Origin of the sequence: Sphingosinithalassobacter sp. CS137, from assembly GCF_014334115.1 — a bacterium.
Taxonomy (GTDB): Bacteria; Pseudomonadota; Alphaproteobacteria; order Sphingomonadales; family Sphingomonadaceae; genus Sphingomonas.
This window is the reverse complement of sequence record NZ_CP060494.1, coordinates 1388607-1406786: the sequence shown is the minus strand read 5'-3', so window position 1 is coordinate 1406786 and position 18180 is coordinate 1388607. Positions and strand designations below refer to the sequence as shown.

General features: G+C 67.4%; 18 protein-coding genes. 9 read left to right on the top strand and 9 right to left on the bottom strand.

Annotated elements, in window-relative coordinates:
- Positions 1-93 precede the first annotated feature (93 nt).
- From uvrB to H7V21_RS06920, 4 genes are all read left to right on the top strand, one after another.
- Positions 94-2283 carry an excinuclease ABC subunit UvrB gene (gene uvrB, locus H7V21_RS06935; protein ID WP_188056099.1) on the top strand — a complete coding sequence of 730 codons (2190 nt, stop codon included), beginning with the start codon at positions 94-96 and terminating at the stop codon, positions 2281-2283.
- Between the two features lie 83 nt (positions 2284-2366).
- Entirely contained in the window at positions 2367-2789 is a 423-nt protein-coding gene (locus tag H7V21_RS06930; RefSeq protein WP_188056098.1) for a hemerythrin domain-containing protein, read from the top strand.
- 43 nt (positions 2790-2832) lie between these two features.
- A complete protein-coding gene (locus tag H7V21_RS06925; protein ID WP_188056097.1) occupies positions 2833-3399 on the top strand; it encodes a hypothetical protein in 567 nt (188 codons plus the stop codon).
- An 80-nt stretch (positions 3400-3479) separates the two neighbouring features.
- A complete protein-coding gene (locus tag H7V21_RS06920; RefSeq protein ID WP_188056096.1) occupies positions 3480-3938 on the top strand; it encodes a hypothetical protein in 459 nt (152 codons plus the stop codon).
- A gap of 368 nt (positions 3939-4306) precedes the next feature.
- Here H7V21_RS06920 and H7V21_RS06915 read toward each other — a convergent pair whose 3' ends face one another.
- From H7V21_RS06915 to H7V21_RS06905, 4 genes are all read right to left on the bottom strand, one after another.
- The gene (locus H7V21_RS06915; RefSeq protein WP_188056095.1) at positions 4307-5176 is read right to left on the bottom strand and encodes a class I SAM-dependent methyltransferase; all 870 of its coding nucleotides are present in this window, start codon (positions 5174-5176) and stop codon (positions 4307-4309) included.
- Positions 5177-5374: 198 nt separating this feature from the next.
- Positions 5375-6271 (bottom strand): glutaminase, encoded by an 897-nt coding sequence (locus H7V21_RS06910; RefSeq protein WP_262504072.1) that lies wholly within the window; start codon positions 6269-6271, stop codon positions 5375-5377.
- A gap of 38 nt (positions 6272-6309) precedes the next feature.
- Positions 6310-7140 carry an alpha/beta hydrolase gene (locus tag H7V21_RS15840; protein WP_262504042.1) on the bottom strand — a complete coding sequence of 277 codons (831 nt, stop codon included), beginning with the start codon at positions 7138-7140 and terminating at the stop codon, positions 6310-6312.
- 13 nt (positions 7141-7153) lie between these two features.
- Positions 7154-7381, bottom strand: coding sequence for a hypothetical protein (locus tag H7V21_RS06905; protein ID WP_188056093.1), 228 nt, complete (start codon positions 7379-7381; stop codon positions 7154-7156).
- Between the two features lie 107 nt (positions 7382-7488).
- Here H7V21_RS06905 and H7V21_RS06900 point away from each other — a divergent pair, with 107 nt between their 5' ends.
- Positions 7489-8208, top strand: a complete 720-nt coding sequence (locus H7V21_RS06900) for a GNAT family N-acetyltransferase (RefSeq protein ID WP_188056092.1) — start codon at positions 7489-7491, stop codon at positions 8206-8208.
- Here H7V21_RS06900 and mutS read toward each other — a convergent pair.
- Positions 8186-10762 (bottom strand): DNA mismatch repair protein MutS, encoded by a 2577-nt coding sequence (mutS, locus tag H7V21_RS06895; protein ID WP_188056402.1) that lies wholly within the window; start codon positions 10760-10762, stop codon positions 8186-8188. The genes H7V21_RS06900 and mutS overlap by 23 nt on opposite strands.
- Positions 10763-10951: 189 nt before the next feature.
- Here mutS and H7V21_RS06890 point away from each other — a divergent pair, with 189 nt between their 5' ends.
- Positions 10952-13207 carry an NADP-dependent malic enzyme gene (locus tag H7V21_RS06890; RefSeq protein WP_188056091.1) on the top strand — a complete coding sequence of 752 codons (2256 nt, stop codon included), beginning with the start codon at positions 10952-10954 and terminating at the stop codon, positions 13205-13207.
- A 57-nt stretch (positions 13208-13264) separates the two neighbouring features.
- Here H7V21_RS06890 and H7V21_RS06885 read toward each other — a convergent pair whose 3' ends face one another.
- Positions 13265-14053: an SDR family oxidoreductase gene (locus tag H7V21_RS06885; RefSeq protein ID WP_188056090.1), complete on the bottom strand. Its 789-nt coding sequence runs from the start codon at positions 14051-14053 to the stop codon at positions 13265-13267.
- Positions 14054-14070: 17 nt separating this feature from the next.
- Entirely contained in the window at positions 14071-15240 is a 1170-nt protein-coding gene (locus tag H7V21_RS06880; protein WP_188056089.1) for an acyl-CoA dehydrogenase family protein, read from the bottom strand.
- A 171-nt stretch (positions 15241-15411) separates the two neighbouring features.
- Between H7V21_RS06880 and H7V21_RS06875 the strand changes: the two genes are divergently transcribed.
- The 3 genes from H7V21_RS06875 to H7V21_RS06865 are packed head-to-tail and all read left to right on the top strand — an operon-like array spanning position 15412 to position 17505.
- Positions 15412-16878, top strand: coding sequence for an MFS transporter (locus H7V21_RS06875; RefSeq protein ID WP_188056088.1), 1467 nt, complete (start codon positions 15412-15414; stop codon positions 16876-16878).
- Between the two features lie 7 nt (positions 16879-16885).
- On the top strand, positions 16886-17113 hold the full coding sequence (locus H7V21_RS06870) for an AbrB/MazE/SpoVT family DNA-binding domain-containing protein (RefSeq protein ID WP_188056087.1): 228 nt from the start codon (positions 16886-16888) through the stop codon (positions 17111-17113).
- 2 nt (positions 17114-17115) lie between these two features.
- Positions 17116-17505: a type II toxin-antitoxin system death-on-curing family toxin gene (locus tag H7V21_RS06865; RefSeq protein WP_188056086.1), complete on the top strand. Its 390-nt coding sequence runs from the start codon at positions 17116-17118 to the stop codon at positions 17503-17505.
- A gap of 22 nt (positions 17506-17527) precedes the next feature.
- On the opposite strand, the gene H7V21_RS06860 is transcribed toward H7V21_RS06865, so the two are convergent.
- Together H7V21_RS06860 and H7V21_RS06855 are read right to left on the bottom strand one after the other, a co-directional pair.
- Entirely contained in the window at positions 17528-17902 is a 375-nt protein-coding gene (locus tag H7V21_RS06860) for a hypothetical protein (protein ID WP_188056085.1), read from the bottom strand.
- Between the two features lie 113 nt (positions 17903-18015).
- Positions 18016-18171, bottom strand: a complete 156-nt coding sequence (locus H7V21_RS06855; protein ID WP_188056084.1) for a hypothetical protein — start codon at positions 18169-18171, stop codon at positions 18016-18018.
- Positions 18172-18180 lie beyond the last annotated feature (9 nt).

The window sequence follows — 18180 nt, the reverse complement described above, 5'->3', positions numbered from 1 at the left end:
CCGCATCCCTGCCGGTTGCGGCGCGGCAAGGCAATCCGATATCGCTGCGACGCTCCTTTGCGTACGGCGCCGCCGGACCCATATTCGCCTGCGATGGCAATCCAGATTCGCACCACCCTCGACGAGCCGGAAACCGGCGAGAGCTTCGTTCCGCATCGCCCGCAGCGGCCCGAGAAGGCCGAGGGCGGCAAGAAGTTCAAGCTCATCTCCGATTATGAGCCCTCGGGCGACCAGCGCACCGCGATCCCGGAGCTGGTCGAACAGGCCCGCGCGGGCGAGCGCGATCAGGTGCTGCTGGGCGTCACGGGCTCCGGCAAGACCTTCACCATGGCCAAGGTGATCGAGGCGCTTCAGCGCCCCGCGCTGGTGCTCGCGCCGAACAAGATCCTCGCCGCGCAGCTCTATGGCGAGTTCAAGAGCTTCTTCCCCGAAAATGCGGTCGAATATTTCGTCAGCTATTACGACTATTACCAGCCGGAGGCGTACGTCCCGCGCACCGACACCTATATCGAGAAGGAAAGCTCGATCAACGAGGCGATCGATCGGATGCGCCATTCGGCGACGCGCGCGCTGCTCGAGCGTGACGACGTGCTGATCGTTGCATCGGTGTCCTGCCTCTATGGCATTGGCTCGGTCGAAACCTATTCGGCGATGATCTTCGACTTGAAGAAGGGGCAGGTGGTCGATCAGCGCGAGATCATCCGCAAGCTCGTCGCGCTGCAATACAAGCGCAACGAGGCCGCTTTCGTGCGCGGCACCTTCCGCGTGCGCGGCGACAGCCTCGAAATCTTCCCCTCGCATTATGAAGACACCGCCTGGCGCGTGTCTTTCTTCGGCGACGATATTGAGGAGATCGTCGAGTTCGATCCGCTCACTGGTGCCAAGGTGGCCACTCTCGACCACATCCGCGTCTATGCCAATTCGCACCATGTCACGCCCGGTCCGACGCTCAAGCAAGCGATGGAGGCGATCAAGCACGAGCTTGCCGAGCGGCTGAAGGAGCTGGAGATCGAGGGCAGGCTGCTCGAGGCGCAGCGGCTGGAGCAGCGCACGAATTTCGACCTCGAGATGATCGCCGCAACCGGAAGCTGCGCGGGAATCGAGAATTACAGCCGCTTCCTCACCGGCCGCCTGCCCGGCGAGCCACCGCCGACTCTGTTCGAATATCTTCCCGAAAACGCGCTGTTGTTCGTCGACGAAAGCCATCAGACCGTGCCGCAGATCGGCGCGATGGCGCGCGGCGACCACCGCCGCAAGATCACGCTGGCCGAACACGGCTTCCGCCTTCCCAGCTGCATCGACAATCGCCCGCTGCGGTTCAACGAATGGGATGCGATGCGCCCGCAGACGGTCAGCGTCTCGGCGACGCCCGGCGGCTGGGAAATGGAGCAGACCGGCGGCGTATTCGTCGAACAGGTGATCCGGCCCACCGGGCTGATCGATCCGCCGGTGGAAATCCGGCCCGTCGAGGAGCAGGTCCAGGACCTGATCCAGGAGTGCCGCGCCACTGCCGCCAAAGGCTATCGTACACTGGTGACCACGCTCACCAAGCGCATGGCCGAAGACCTCACCGAATATATGCACGAAGCCGGCATCAAGGTCCGCTACATGCACTCGGACGTCGAGACGCTGGAGCGGATCGAGCTGATCCGCGACCTGCGGATGGGCGTCTATGACGTGCTGATCGGCATCAACCTGCTGCGCGAGGGGCTCGACATCCCCGAATGCGGGCTGGTGGCGATCCTCGACGCCGACAAAGAAGGATTCCTGCGTTCGGAGACCTCGCTGATCCAGACAATCGGCCGCGCCGCCCGCAACGTCGAGGGGCGGGTGATCCTCTATGCCGACCGGATGACCGGCAGCATGGAGCGCGCGCTAGGCGAAACCAGCCGCCGCCGCGAGAAGCAGGAAGCGTATAATGCCGAGCACGGCATCACGCCGGAAACGGTGAAGAAGAACATCGGCGACATCATCGCCCATGTCTCCAGCAAGGATCAGGTTACCGTCGAGATCGACGCGGATCGGCCGCACATGGTGGGCCATAATCTGCGCGCCTATATCGAGGAGCTGGAGAAGAAGATGCGCGATGCGGCCGCCAATCTCGAATTTGAGGAGGCGGGCCGATTGCGCGACCAGATCCGCAGCCTCGAGAATGAGGAACTCGGGCTGCCCGCCGGCGAGCATAAGGCGCCGGTCATGGGTCGTTCCAACGAAGGAAAGCCGGGCACCCGCAAGACGCGCTATGGCAAGGTCCAGCGCAAGTTCGGCAGTGGCCGGCGCTGATCCGCGCATAGCCTTTTTCGCCTCTTCTTAAGGACTCATTCAGCCCCGCGATGCTTGGGACGAACCAAGCCGTGCGGGGATTTATGCAACTGATTGAGAAGCATTTTTTCGAACATCGGGAGCTTGAGGACGCTGCCGCGCGTCTGGCGCGCATCGTCGATGCGGCCGTGCCCGATGCGGCAGCCGTGGCGGCTGTCCGCTGGAACATGGCAGCCGCGCTGCTCGACCATTGCGCGAACGGCGATCGCCAGGTCTATGAACGGCTGGTCGTTTCGGGCGATGGAGCCGCAATCGCTGCCGCGTGGCGGTTCCGCCAGGAGCATGGGGAAACCGCCGAGAGCTTCCGCCGCTATGTCCAGCAGTGGCCGGTGGCCCGGATCACGCGCGAATGGCGGGAATTTCAGGCGGAAACGCGGCTGGTTCTGAGCCAGCTCGCCGCGTGCATCGCGATGGAGGAGGCGGTGCTCCATCCGCATCTGAAGCGGTTGCATATCAAAAGCGCCTGATCGCGTGTTGAGCGGCGCGGGCGGATCGCGCATAAGGCACGCCATGCGCCGTCTGTTTCCCTCCGTCGGCCTCGCCGCCGCTGCCTCGATCGTCGCCTTGGTGACCTGCACCGGCTGTTCGCCGACGGTGATTCCCCCCTCGGCACCGCCTGTGCCGGTGCCCGCCCCGGCGCCTGCGCCTGCGCCCGCCCCGGTCGCCGATCTGCCGACCGGCGACTGGCGCGACTGGGCGCTCACTCCCGGCACCTGGGACTATCGTCGCGACGAGCGGGGCAGCGTCGCACTCTATGGCCAGCCTGGCGGTGATGCCGAACTCACCATCCGCTGCGATCGCGCGGCGGGGCGCGTCTATCTCTCGCGCCGCGGCACGGCGGGGGCAGGCGGGCTGCCGCTCACGATCCGCACTTCCAGCATGCTGCAGCCGATGACTGCGCTGCCGACCGGCGGTGAGCCCGACTATCTGGCGGTGGCGCTCGATCCGCGCGATCCGGTGCTCGACGCGATGGGGTTCAGCCGTGGCCGCTTCATCGTCGAGACCGCGACCATGCGGCCGCTGGTGATCCCGGCCTGGGCCGAGGTGTTGCGCGTCGCAGAGGATTGCCGCCTGTGATGCGCGCGGCGGCGACAGCAGCGTTTCTGCTCGTTGCCGCTTGCGGCGCTGGCTCTGACCCCGCTGGCGAGGAAAGCCGGTTGGCGGGCGATGCGGGTGGGCCTGCGCCCGCCGGACCGGCGCAGACGTCGCCCGCTCCCGAACTGGAGAATGCTCCGCTGGCGATGGGCAGCTGGTTCTTCCGCGAGAGGGATGGCGAAGCCGCGGCGCTGTTCGGCCCACCTGCCAGCGAGGCCGTCTTCACGATCCGCTGCGACGCGCAGGCGGGGCAGGTGCATTTCCTGCGCTCGGGCAGGTTGGAAGACGATGCCGCGACGATGCGCCTCGTCGCCGACGACGGCTCGGTGACGCTCGACGCGCGGCGGAGCGGAACGCAGCTTCCGCAGGTCGAATCAGTGCTGACGGCCGGTGCGCCGTTCGTGCGGACATTGGCGCGGGAAACGGCGCGTCTGGGCGTCGCGATCGGCGAGGAATCGCTGCTGGTGATGCCGGGGGATGCCGCGATCGGCCGCGCGCTCGGTGGCTGCGTCGAGGGCTGACCGCCCGGTTCGACGCGCAGAACTCCAGATTCCTACAGAACGGCCTGCAAAACAAGACTTGTTCTGCGAGTCGCGGTGATTCAAGATTCGCGCGTGTCCGACGTGGCACGCCCTGTCTTTAACTAGCGAAAGGAGGTGATCCGATGTCTCATGGTTCAGCAATGGGGTCGGTTCAGTTCGTTCGGGAGACGCGCCGCTAGTCGCTCCGGCTAGCTGAAGGCCGGGAAGCTCCTTTCCCGATCAAGGTCTTCACCGCCGCGAGCGCGCGGCCCGCATGGTCTCCCGGGCTGGAGCTTCCGGCCGCTGACCATGTTCGAGGCTGCCGGGTCCTGCGGGATCCGGCAGCCTCTTTCATTTCGAGGGGGATCTCAGTCTGCGAGCAGCCGTTCGAGCGGAAGCGCCTCGGCTTCGTCACGCGGACGCGACAGGAAGAATTCCGCGTGAAGCTGGCCCTCGCTCTCGAGGCCGGCGGCGTCGATCCCCAGCTTCTCCAGCGCCGCGATCACGCGGGCCTGTTCGCCGTCGGAAACGAAGCTGCGCTGCACGAAAGTGCGCCCCTCCAGCTTTTCGGTGACATAGCCCCATTGCGCGAGCGTTTCGGCGATGGCGTCGAAAGGGAACATCCGGAGCACGAAATTGGCGATCCACGGCGTGCTGTCGCGCGTGATCGCCGGCAACAGCTTTCCGAAGGTCTGTTCGGTGATATAGCCGACCGCGCCGGTGGACAGCACCAGATCGGTGCCGGCCAGCTTTTCGGCGATGATCGCCGGCAAGGGGACATTCTCCAGATCGACTGCCATTCCGCTTTCCAGCAGTCCCGCTTCCTCGGCAAAGGCGATAGCGGGTTCGGATTGGTCCAGCCCGATGACGGCAATATCGTTGTCGGCCCTGTCCTCGCCGAAGAACTCGCGATCCGCCTCGACGATTTCCTTCGCAGTCGCATGGGCCAGCGCTCCGCGCGTCCAGTGCTGGCGAAGATCCTCCATCGAGAGATCGTGCTTCAGCAACGCGGCGTTGACGCCGTAGGAACAGCCCAGATCGAGTGCCTGTAGCGGTATCGCCCGGCGTTCGGAGAGCGCCTCGACAAGCCGACGGAAGATCGGCTTGGCCAGATCGGGGATGGTATAATCGACCTTGGCCAGCTCACGGAAATAGGCGCGCGGGTCGGGCTGGACATAGATCGCGTCCATATTGGCCTTGGGCTCGGAATCGTTCTCGACGATGGCGCGCTCTGACATTCGGCTCCCCCTGTTTCATTCTGATCGGATCGGCCACGACAAAGCGCCGCCGCATTGCGTGCAGAGGCGGCCGAGTGGCGCCCGAACTGCCGATGGCGCAGTCGAACTACGCTGGAAGCGGCCGAAGCGGATGCGGCCGTATCGGCAAGGCGCCAGCTTCATAGCAGGATCGCGTGCTGTGACCAACCGGAGCCGCGGTCAGCCGGGCCGCGGATCGAAGATCGACCAGCCGGTGCGATGCACCAGCCGCTCCAGCGCGAAGGTGCCGAGCTGCGAGTTCCCGCGCTCGTTGAGCCCGGGCGACCAGACCGCGATGCTCGCTACTCCGGGCACGATCGTCAGGATCCCTCCGCCCACACCCGATTTGCCGGGCAGGCCCACGCGAAAGGCGAATTCACCCGATCCGTCGTAATGGCCGCAGGTGAGCATCAGCGCGTTGATGCGCCGCGCGCGCCGGGCGGAGACGATGCTGTGCCCGGTCTCGGGGTGACGCCCGCCGGTCATCAGATAGCGGCCCGCCCGGGCGAGCTGGCGACAGCTCATCGCCAGCGCGCAATGATGGAAATAGACGCCGAGTACCTGCTCGACCGGCCGCCGCAGATTCCCGAAGGCGCGCATGTAATTGGCGAGCGCCAGGTTGCGAAACCCGGTCTCCTCTTCCGCCCGCGCGACGGTCTCGTCGACGAAAATGTCCTTGTCGCCGGCCAGCATCCGCACGAACCGCAGCATCTCGCCGATCGCCTCGCGCGGCTCGTGCCGGCCGAGCAGCACGTCGGTGACGACGATCGCGCCCGCATTGATGAACGGGTTTCGGGGAATGCCCTGTTCATGCTCGAGCTGGACGATCGAATTGAACGCAGTGCCCGAGGGTTCGACTCCGACCCGGGTCCACAGCTGGTCGCCGGCCACGCCCAGCGCCAGCGTGAGCGCGAACACTTTCGAGATCGACTGGATCGAAAAGGCCATGTCGCCGTCGCCGCCCGCGAACTCGCGGCCGTCGGCAGTCACGATCGCGATACCGAACCGAGCCGGATCGACGGCGGCGAGCGGCGCGATATAGCCGGCCGGCACGCCGCGCTCGGGCGCCTGCGCCATTTCGGCGGCGATGCCGGCGACGATTTCCTCCAGGTCGATCAATCGCGCGCCTCGTCCTCGGCATCGAAGATCGCGTGCAGCCCCAGCCGATAGGCGTTGGGCAGATCGGCGGCATGAGTGCCGCCGTCGAGGTCGATCGCGTGGAGTCTCCACGGCGCCGGTCGCCCGCGCCAATGGGCGAACCATGCCTGGGTGTGCGGGCGGAGCCGCGCCGAATCGCGCGTGCCGTTCACCACGGCGAGCGTCAGGTCCTGCCGCTGGGCGGGCGCGGGCGGTCCCCGGAAGAAGTCGGTGGTGGGCGGCAGCGCCGGATTGCTCGCGATCCGGCCCCAGAAGAGATCGGGATCGGTGAACGCCGAATAGAGCACGAACGCGCCGCCGCGTGACTGGCCGACGAGGATGCGGCGCGCCGGATCGGCGCGGTAGCGCGCCTCGATACGCGGGAGCAGTTCGTCCTTCAGCATCGCCTGAAATGCCGGCGCGCCGGCTTCGGCCGCGCTGCCAGGCGGCATGAAGTCGATCCCGCGCTTGTTCACCTCGCCGAAGCCGCCATAGGCGATGCCGACGACGATCGCCTCGGGGATGGCGTCGTCATAGCCGAGGAACAGATGCTGCGGCGCGAGCAGCGGAAAGGTCGAATCGCCGTCGAGAAGATAGACGGTCGGATAGTGCACGTCCGGCGTCTCGGCATAGGCTTCGGGCAGCCGCACATAGACATGATAGGTCCGCCCCGTCGCCGTGGACGTCAGCGGGAAATAGTCGCCGTTCAGCGCCGGGAGGTGCGCGAGCGTGGGTGCGTTCGGTGCCGGCGTGCATGCCGCCGCGAGCAGCCCGAGCGCGATCGCCGCCGATGGGATCAACCGTCGCATGTCGCCTTCCCCTTCAGGTCCCGATGATGGGATACTCGCTGCGCATGCGATCGGCGAGCGCCTCTACCGCGGCGTTCTCCGCCGCCGTCCCGCCCGGTGTGATCGACCAGTTGCAATGGGGATGGGTCTGGCGGCTGTAGACTCGCACCTGCCCCAGCACCGTTCGCCAGCGGTGCTTCGTCCCGCCATGCGCCCGCAGCAGTGCGGCCAGGAAGCGGTCGATGAGGTCGTCGGCAGTCATGCGGCTCTCTTTCGCGGCCTGCGCCGCCCGACGCAAGCTGCGCGACGCCGCAGTTCGAACGCAGATTCCGGGATGTGCGGCCCTTCGCGCCGGGGCATGAAGCCGCCATGCCCGACTCGCACCCACTCGATCGCCCCGTCTGGAACGCGCTCGCCACGCGTCATGCCGCCCTTGCCGAAGGCGATGCACTCGCCCGGCGCTTTCGAGCGGACATCAGCATCTTCGCCGCCGCGGCGAATGCGGGCGCGGCGGCGACCGCGGCGTTGCGCGCGCTCGTACCGGCCGACGGTGCGATCGGCCTCGTCGAAGCCGATCCGCCGCCGCCGCTGCCGGAAACGCGAATCGCGCTCCAGGCCAGCCTCGATCAGATGCTGCTCGATGCACCGCTGCCTCCCGCCAAGCGCGCTCCGATCGACTGGATCGCGCTGGGCGACGCCCACGCGCCCCAGATGCGCGCTCTCGCCGAGCGTACCCGCCCGGGTCCCTTTTCCGCCAACACCCACCGGATGGGCGATTTCGTCGGTGTCCGCCGGGACGGGCGGCTGGTGGCGATGGCGGGCGAGCGGCTTAAGCTGCCGGGCTTCACCGAAGTGAGCGCGGTCTGCACCGATCCCGAATGGCGCGGGCACGGCTTTGCCGAGGCGCTGATGCGCGTGCTGATCGAACGCAGCCTCGCGCGCGGCGAGGCAGTGTTCCTGCACTGCTTTGCCGATAATCCCGCCGTTCGGCTCTATGCGGCGCTCGGCTTCCGGGTGCGGCGGCCGATCGTCTACACGATGCTCGAGCCCGAACCCGAGCCCACGCCTATTCCTGCGTCAGCCGCTTGAGCCGGTAGAGCGTGTCGAGCGCCTCGCGCGGGCTGAGCGCATCGACGTCGAGCGCGTCGAGCTCGGCGCGCAGCGCATCGACCTGTTCCTCCTCCTGCTCGGCGGCGGCCGCGAACAGCGGCAGGTCGTCGAGCCCCGCGGCCAGCCCGCCGGTCTTCTCGCGCCCCGCTTCGAGCTTGTCGAGCACCGCCTTCGCGCGCTTGATCGTGATCGGCGGCATCCCCGCCAGCCGCGCCACCGCCAGACCATAGCTGCGGTCGGCCGGCCCCTCGGCCACCTCGTGGAGCAGCACCAGCTCGCCCTTCCACTCGCGCGCGCGCACATGGTGCAGGCTCAGCGCCTCGCAGCGCTCCGCCAGCCGCGTCAGCTCGTGGTAATGCGTCGCGAACAGGCAGCGGCAGCGGTTCTCCTCATGGATCGCCTCGACCACCGCCCAGGCGATCGCGAGGCCATCATAGGTGCTGGTGCCGCGCCCCACTTCGTCGAGGATCACGAAGCTGCGTGGGCCCGCCTGCGCCAGAATCGCCGCGGTCTCGACCATCTCGACCATGAAGGTCGATCGCCCGCGCGCCAGATTGTCCGAAGCGCCGACCCGGCTGAACAGCCGGTCGACCAGCCCCAGCGTCGCGCGTGTCGCCGGAACATAGCTGCCCGCCTGCGCCAGCACCGCGATCAGTGCGTTCTGGCGCAGGAAGGTCGATTTGCCGCCCATGTTGGGTCCGGTGACCAGCCAGAGCCGCGAGTCTTCCGAAAGGCGGCAGTCGTTCGCGACGAATCGCTCGCCCGATCGCGCCAGCGCCGCCTCGACGACCGGATGCCGCCCCCCCTCGACTTCGAAACAGGCGTGATCGACCAGCGCGGGGGATGCCCAGCCGCCTTCCGCCGCCCGCTCGGCGAGCGCGGCCGACACGTCGATCCGGGCCAGTGCATCCGCGGTCGCCGCGATCGCCTCGCGCCGGTCGATCGCCGCGCCGGTCAGCTCCTCCAGATGCGCCGCCTCGGCGGCCAGCGCATGCGCGCCCGCCTGAGTCACTTTCAGCGCCAGATCGTGCAGCTCGGGCGCGTTGAAGCGCACCACGCCGGCCAGCGTCTGCCGATGGGTGAAGCCGGAATCCTGCGCCATCAGCCGGTCGGCGGCCTTGGCCGGCACTTCGATGTGATAGCCAAGCACGCCATTGTGCTTGATCTTGAGCCCGGCAATGCCGGTCCGCTCGCGATATTCGGCCTCCAGCCGCGCCATCGCCCGCCGTCCGCCCGCGCCGGTGTCGCGCAGATCGTCGAGCGCGGCGTCATAGCCTTCCGCGACGAAGCCGCCGCTCGCGGCATCGACCGGCGGATCGGGAACCAGCGCGCGCTGGAGCAGGTCGATCAGCGCGCCATGGCCGCGCAGCAGCGGTGTCAGCCCATCGAGCAGCGGCGGGCGGTCCGCGGCGCCGTCCAGCCGTTCGCCCAGCCGCCATGCCCCGTCGAGTCCGTCGCGCAACTGCCCCAGGTCACGCGGACCGCCGCGCCCGGCGGCGAGCCGGCCGAGCGCCCTGCCGATGTCGGGCAGCGCGCGCAGAGCCGCGCGAACCGCGTCGCGCAGCCCCGCATCGTCGTGAAATCGCCGGACGAGCGCGAGCCGCGCCTCGATCGCGGCGCGGTCCATCAGCGGCGCGGCGATGTCGGCTCCCAGCATCCGCGCGCCCGCGCCGGTGACGGTGCGATCGACCGCGTCGAGCAGGCTGCCCTTGCGGCTGCCGCTCGCGCTCACCGTCAGCTCCAGGCTTTCGCGTGTCGCCGCGTCGATCGCCATGCAGGCGTCGGTGCGGCTGACGCGCGGCGGGCGCAGAAAGGGCAGGGCGCCCTTGGCGGTGTGATCGAAATAGGCGACCAGCCCGCCGGCGGCGGCCAGCCCGGCACGACTGAAACTGCCGAAGCCGTCGAGCGTCGCCACGCCGAACAGCGTCTTGAGCCGCGCTTCGCCGCGCGTGCTGTCGAACTCGGCGCGGGGGCGCAGGGTCGTCGCCAGTTCGCTCAGTTCCGATGCCTCGGAAGCGATCGTTTCCGCGGGGGCGATCCGCGCGAGCTCGGCCGCCGACCGCTCGGCGCCGCATTCGATCACTTCGAACCGGCCGGTCGAAATGTCGGCGCAGGCGATCGCGACTTCGCCACCCGCTTCGCCCACGGCTGCGCACCAGTTGGCGGCGCGGCTGTCGAGCAGCGCTTCCTCGGTCAGCGTGCCCGCCGTCACGACGCGCACGATCGCGCGCGCGACGAGCGCCTTGGATCCGCCGCGCTTCTTCGCTTCCTCGGGGGTTTCGACCTGTTCGGCGATCGCCACCCGATGCCCCGCCTTGATCAGCCGGGCGAGATAGGCTTCGGCCGAATGCACCGGCACGCCGCACATCGGGATCTTCGCGCCCTCATGCTCGCCGCGCGCGGTGAGCGCGATGTCGAGGCAGGCGCTGGCGATCTTCGCATCCTCGAAGAACAGCTCGAAAAAATCGCCCATGCGATAGAACAGCAGGCAATCCTCCGCCTCGGCCTTCAGCGCCAGATATTGCGCCATCATCGGCGTGGGGGCGGGGGCGTCGGCCATGGCGTACGTAGCGTCCAGCGAGCAAAAAAACGTCCTGCCGGTCTTGTTCCGGCATGTCCCGTGCCGCAAGAGCCGGGGACAGGGCTTATGCGGAGCGGCGGACCTCGGAACAAGCCCATCCGGAGACGCGAGGCGCCGAGAAACCAGGGTGAGTGGCAAGCGATGAACGAAGGCAGCAACGTCGAATTTTCCGAACGCGAAGCGCTGCTGTTCCACTCAGAGGGGCGGCCCGGCAAGATCGAGATCATCGCGTCGAAGCCGATGAGCACCCAGCGCGATCTGGCGCTCGCCTATTCGCCCGGCGTGGCCGTGCCGGTGCGCGCGATCGCGGAGGATCCCGGCAAGGCCTATGACTATACCGCCAAGGGCAATCTCGTCGCCGTCATCTCGAACGGCACTGCCATCCTGGGCCTCGGCAATCTGGGTGCGCTTGCCTCCAAGCCGGTGATGGAAGGCAAGGCGGTGCTGTTCAAGCGCTTCGCCGACGTCGATTCGATCGATCTCGAGCTCAAGACCGAGGACGTCGATCGCTTCATCGATGCGGTCGAGCTGCTCGAACCCAGCTTCGGCGGCATCAATCTCGAGGACATCAAGAGCCCCGAGTGCTTCGTCATCGAACAGACGCTGCGCGAGCGCATGAACATTCCCGTCTTCCACGACGATCAGCACGGCACCGCGATCATCGCTGCGGCGGGGCTCATCAACGCGCTGCACCTCACCGGGCGCGACATCAAGGCGACCAAGGTGGTGATGAACGGCGCGGGTGCCGCGGCGATCGCCTGCGCCGATCTGATCAAGGCGATGGGGCTGCCGCAGGACAATCTGCTGATGCTCGATCGGACCGGTGTGATCTGGCGCGGCCGCGAGGGCGTGAACCAGTGGCAGTCGGCGCATGCCGCCGAGACCGATCGGCGAAGCCTCGCCGATGCGCTCGAAGGGGCCGACGTGTTCATGGGCCTCTCGGCGGCGGGCGCGCTGCCGGCCGAGCTGCTGGCGAAGATGGCGCCGCGGCCGATCGTGTTCGCGATGGCCAATCCCGATCCGGAGATCACGCCGCCCGAAGCGAAGCGCGCGCGCCCCGACGTGATCATCGCGACCGGCCGGTCGGACTATCCGAACCAGGTCAACAACGTGCTCGGCTTCCCCTTCATCTTCCGCGGCGCGCTCGACGTGCGCGCGACGACGATCAACGATGCGATGAAGGTCGCCGCCGCCGAGGCGCTGGCCCAGCTCGCGCGGCAGCAGGTGCCCGAGGAAGTGGCGACGGCCTATGGCGTCCAGCACAGCTTCGGACCCGATTACATCATCCCTGCGCCGTTCGACCCGCGGCTGATGGAAATCGTGCCGGCCGCGGTCGCTCAGGCGGCGATGGATTCGGGCGTGGCCACCAAGGCGATCGAGGACATGGACGCCTATCGCCAGACGCTGCGCGGCCGGCTCAATCCGACGACTTCGGTGCTGACGCTCGCCTATGAGGGCGCGCGCGCCAATCCCAAGCGCGTGATCTTCGCCGAGGGCGAGGAGGAAGTCGTCCTGCGCGCCGCGATCGCGTTCAAGGAAGGCGGCTATGGCACGCCCGTGCTCGTCGGCCGCGAAAGCGTGCACGAGCGGCTCGAGGCACTGGGCGCGAATCCGAACGAGTTCGAGCTGCACAACAGCCGCAATTCGCCGCTGGTGCCGCAGATGGTCGATTTCCTCTATGCCCGGCTCCAGCGGCGCGGCTATCTGCGCCGCGATTGCGAGCGGATGGTCAATCAGGATCGCAACATCTTCGGCGCGCTGTTGCTCCAGCTCGGCGAAGGCGATGTGATGCTCACCGGCATCACCCGCACCTACGCCGAGACGATGCGCCAGATCCGCCGCGTGATCGACGAGGAGCCCGATCGCACTTCGTTCGGCATGCACGTGCTGGTCGGCCAGTCGCACACCGTCTTCATCGCCGACACTACCGTCAACGAGCGCCCCTCGGGCGAGGAACTGGCGCAGATCGCGGTCGGCGCGGCGCAGGTGGCGCGGCGGATGGGCCACGAACCGCGAGTCGCCTTCCTCAGCTACTCCACCTTCGGCAATCCCGAAGGCCGCTGGCTCGACAATATCCGTGCCGCGGTGAAGGTGCTCGACGAGCAGGCGCCGGGCTTCGAATATGAAGGCGAAATGGCGCCCGACGTCGCACTCAACCCGCGCCAGCTCGCCAACTATCCCTTCGCCCGCCTGTCCGGCCCCGCGAACGTGCTGATCATGCCTGGGCTCCAGTCGGCGAACATCTCGGCCAAGCTGCTCCGCGAACTGGGCGGCGACGCCACCATCGGCCCGATGCTGATCGGCATGGAAAAGCCGATCCAGGTCGCGGCGATGACTTCGAGCGCCAGCGAGCTGGTGACGCTGGCGGTGCTCGCGGCGGGCGGCATCGCGCGTTAGACGGCAGCGCGTGCGGGCCGCCGGCGCAGGGCGCGCCGGGGCTCGCCCGTGCCGCTCTTAGCTGTCGATGCTGCTCGTCAGGTTCGCATTCACCACGCCGCCGTCGACCGTCAGCGTCTCGCCCACCACATAGTCGCCCGCGCGGCTGGCGAGATAGATGGCGGCGCCCGCCATGTCCTCGTCCTGGCCGACCCGGCCGGCCGGGAGCCGCTTGGCGACCTGGTCGCCATGGTCGCGCGCAACCTTGTTCATGTTGCTCGGAAAGGCGCCGGGGGCGAGCGAGCTGACGACGATCTGGTCCTCGATCAGCCGCGCCGCCATCCGCCGCGTCAGGTGGATCAGCGCCGCCTTCGACGCCTGATAGCTGTAGGTCTCCCACGGGTTCACGCGCTGACCGTCGATCGAAGTGATGTTGATCACCTTGGCCGGACGATCCTCGCTCGCGGCGGCCTTCAGCATGCCGTGCAGCGCCTGCGTCAGGAAGAAGGGCGATTTGACGTTGAGGTCCATCACCTTGTCCCAACCGCTTTCGGGGAAGCTGTCGAACGGCTCGCCCCAGGCCGCGCCGGCGTTGTTGACCAGGATGTCGAGCTCGTCCTCGCGCTCGGCGAGCTGCGCGGCGAGCGCCTTGCAGCCTTCCACCGTCGAGACGTCCTGCGGCAGCGCAATGCAATTCTCGCCCAGCTCGTCGGCGGTTTCCTGGCACGCCTCGGCCTTGCGCGAGCTGACATAGACCTTCGCGCCCGAAGCGACGAAGCCCTCGGCGATCATCCGCCCGATGCCGCGCGACCCGCCGGTGACGAGCGCGATCTTGCCGTCCAGCCGGAACAGCGAATTGACGTCCATAGTCTCTCTCCCTCGGTTCAGCCGCCGCGCTTCAGCGTTTCGCGCGCGACGATCAGCTGCTGGATCTGTGTCGTGCCTTCGTAGATGCGGAACAGCCGCACGTCGCGATAGAGCCGCTCGATCCCATAGTCGGCGATATAGCCCGCGCCGCCGAAGATCTGCACCGCGCGATCGGCGACTCGGCCCACCATCTCGGACGCGAAGAGCTTCGATGCGGCCGATTCCATCACCACATTTTCGCCCGCGTCCTTCTTCGCCGCGGTTTCGAGCACCAGTGCCTTTGCCGCCAGCGCCTCGGTCTTCGAATCGGCGATCATCGCCTGGATCAGTTGGTGTTCGGCGATCGGCTTGCCGAACTGGACGCGCTCGCTGGCATAGGCGACGCAATCGGCGATCAGTCGTTCGGCCACGCCCACGCACACCGCCGAAATATGCAGCCGCCCGCGATCGAGCACGCGCATCGCGATCTTGAAGCCCTCGCCCTCGGCGCCCAGGCGGTTCGCGGCGGGAACGGGCACGTCGTCGAAGGTGACGTCGGCCACTTTCGCGCCCTTCTGCCCCATCTTCTTCTCGGCTTCGCCCACCGAGACGCCGGGCAGGTCGCGCGGGACGAGGAATGCCGAGACGCCGCGTGCGCCCGGATCGTCGCTGGTCCGCGCCATCACCGTGAACAGGTCGGCCTTGTCCGCATTGGTGATGTAGCGCTTGGTGCCCGAGAGCCGATAGACGTCGCCCCCTGGCCCGGACCCTGATCCGGGCTCCTTCACTGCGCGCGCCTTCACCGCGCCCGAATCGGATCCGACGTCGGGCTCGGTCAGCGCGAAGCTCGTGACGATCTCGCCGCTCGCGATCCGTGGCAGCCACTGTGCCTTCTGCGCGTCGGTGCCGGCCATCACCAGCCCCTGGCTGCCGATGCCGACATTGGTCCCGAACGCCGAGCGGAACGCAGGCGTCGTGCGGCCCAGCTCGATCGCCACCCTGCATTCCTCGGCCATCGTCAGCGCCAGCCCGCCATATTCCTCGGCGATCGACAGGCCGAACAGGCCCATCGCCTTCATCTCCTCGATGACGGCGTCGGGAATCGCATCGTCCGCCTCGACCTGCGCCTCCAGCGGGCGCAGCCGTTCGGCGACGAACCGGCGGATCGTGTCGATCAGGGCGTCGAAGGTTTCGGGGTCCAGCGCCATGGCGTCCTCTCTTCCGTCCCGCGCCTTCGAACGGCGCGCAGTCCTGCCATGCTCGCTAGCGCGCGAGCGCGCCTCGAACAAGCCGGGGCATACCCGTTTTTCCAAACTGCGGTGATTGACCGGCCTCCGGCGGCTTCTATGCTGCGCAACAAACACGCTGCTGGAGAGACGATGCCCGAACTCCTTCGCCCGGCGGGCGTTCCGCCTGCCCGCCGCCTCGCGACCGGGACCACGCTTGCCTACGGCTTCGGCACGATCGCCTATGGGGTGAAGGATTTCGCCTTCTCCACCTTCCTCCTGCTGTTCTACAATCAGGTGCTGGGGCTGCCCGCCGCCGAAGTGGGCTTCGCGATCATGTGCGCGCTGATCCTCGACGCGTTCGTCGATCCCGCGATCGGTTTTCTTTCGGACCGCACGCGCACGCGCTGGGGGCGACGGCATCCCTGGATGTATGCCTCGGCCTTTCCGATCCTGATGTTCTGGCTCTTGCTGTGGAACCCGCCCGAATGGTCGCAGGGCGGGATGCTGTTCTGGGTCTTCGCCATGTCGGTGCTCGTGCGCAGCGCGATCTCCGCCTATGAAGTGCCCAGCCAGGCGCTCAGCGCCGAGCTCACCGCCGATTACGACGATCGCACCCGGATCATGGCCTATCGCTATCTGTTCGGATGGGCGGGCGGGCTCGGCATGCTGATCGTCTCCTACACCATCTTCCTGGCGCCCGAGCCCGGGCAGGAAAGCGGGCTGCTCAACCGCGGCGGCTATGTCGGCCTGGCGATCGCCAGCGGCATCGCGATGGTGGTGGCGATCCTGGTCTCGGCGCGCGGAACGCATCACGAGATCGCCCGCCTGCCGCGGCCGGCGATGCGCGATCGCCAGACGCTGGCCGACAATTTCCGCGAGCTGGGCGAAACGATCCGCAACCGTGCCTTCGCGGTGCTGATGGGGGCGGGGCTCTGCTATTATACGGCGCAGGGCGTCAGCTTCGCGCTGTCCAACTATCTCTACGCCTATGTCTGGCGGTTCGAGGCCTATGCCTTTCAGCTGCTCGCCGGCGTGCTGTTCGCCGGCGCGATGATCGCCTTTTTCGTCGCCCCGCGGATCGCGCGGCGCATCGGCAAGCCGGTCGCGGCGATGAGCTTCATGATCGCCGCCGCCTGTCTGCTCGCCTCGCCCTATCTGCTGCGGCTGGCGGGGCTGTTTCCGGCACCGGGCGATCCGTGGATGCTGCCGCTGCTGTTCGGTATCTTCACCATCAACGCGGCGTGCGGCATCTCCTCGACCATCCTCGGTGCCTCGATGATGGCGGACGTGGTGGAGCATAGCGAGGTGCACACCGGCCGCCGCTCCGAAGGCGTGTTCTTCGCCGGCGCCTTCTTCGTCCAGAAATGCACCAGCGGGCTGGGCATTTTCGCCGCCGGCCTGATCCTTACCGCGGCGGGCTTTCCCGAAGCGGCCGATCCCGGCGCGGTGCCCGAAGCGACGATCGATCGGCTGACGCTGATCTTCGCGCTGCTCTACATGGGGCTCGGCTTCGGCGCGGCGCTCTTCTACCGCCGCTTCCCCTTCGGCCGCACCGAGCATGACGCGCGGATCGAGCGCCTTGCCGAGACTGGCGCGAACCGCGAACCTCCGTTATAACATCCGTATGACCAAGCCGCTGAAGCTCATCAAGATCGGCAATTCGACCGGCGTGATCCTGCCGAAGGAAGTCCTCGCGCGCCTGCGAGTCGAGCTGGGCGACGAACTGTTCCTGACGGAGGGTCCGAACGGCGTCACGCTCACTGCCGCGGACCCCGACTTCGTCGAGGCGATGACCGCGGCCGAGGAGATCATGCGCGAGGATCGTGACATCCTCGCCGTGCTGGCGCGGTGACGATGCCGTCTCAGCCGCGCTTCCTGGGCGCGGACGTGGCGAAGGCAGTGCACGACCGGCAGCTCGCCGAACACGGTGGACTGGCAGGGGTGAAGGACGCCGGCCTTCTCGAGTCCGCCATTCTGCGCGCGCAGAACAAATTCGCCTATGGCGAAGCTGATCTTTGCGCGCTGGCTGCCGCCTATGCCTATGGCATCGCGCGCAACCATCCCTTCGCCGACGGCAACAAGCGCACCGCCTGGGTGATGGCGCGGCTGTTCCTGCGACTCAATGGCGTGGAAATCGCCTTCGACAAGGCCGATGCCATTCGCACGATGCTGGCGCTTGCGGCAGGAGAGCTCGAGGAAGCGGCGCTTGCCGACTGGTTTCGCGAGCGTATAGCATTGGTTTGAAAGCGGCCTCTCCCCGCTCTTTCTATTCCTCGCTCGCGAACAGGGTGTCGCCCTCGAGCCGGTGCCGCGAGCCCTTCATGTTCGCTGCAGCGCAATCGAAATGTGCATAGATCACCTGATGCGGTGCGCTGGCTTCTTCCACTCCTAGGGGAGAAAGCCCGATTGCAATCGCCCGGTCTTCTCCGACCGCAATGGCCTGCCCGCAGAACCAGCATTCGTAGCCGAGGGCCAGCAAAGTCTGCGCAACTGCTTCGGGCTCGGTGACATGCACCGAGGCGAGCAGACCGATGAGTCGATCGAAATCACGCTCTGCGACTGCCGCATCGAACGCATCGAGCTTACCGGCGGCGAACAGGCGCTCGTTCAGGGTCATCCCGCGATAATCGGCTTCTTCCATGAGTGGAGATTAGCCGACCGAGCGAGGATTCCGACATCTATCGGACGCAGCCACGAAAATGCCCGCCGGTGCGGGGCACCGACGGGCATCCTTTCCTCCCCAGGAAAGCTGGTTCAGGTCAGCCGGCCGAGCCGGTGGTAGAGCGCCGCCACCTTCACCGATTCCGGCTTGTCCGCCACCTTGGGCAGATAGTCGGCGATCGCCGCGCGCAGGACCTGGAAGTCCTCGGTCGAAAAAACGGCACGGGCGCGTTGCGGTGGGTGTTCCATGGTGTTGCT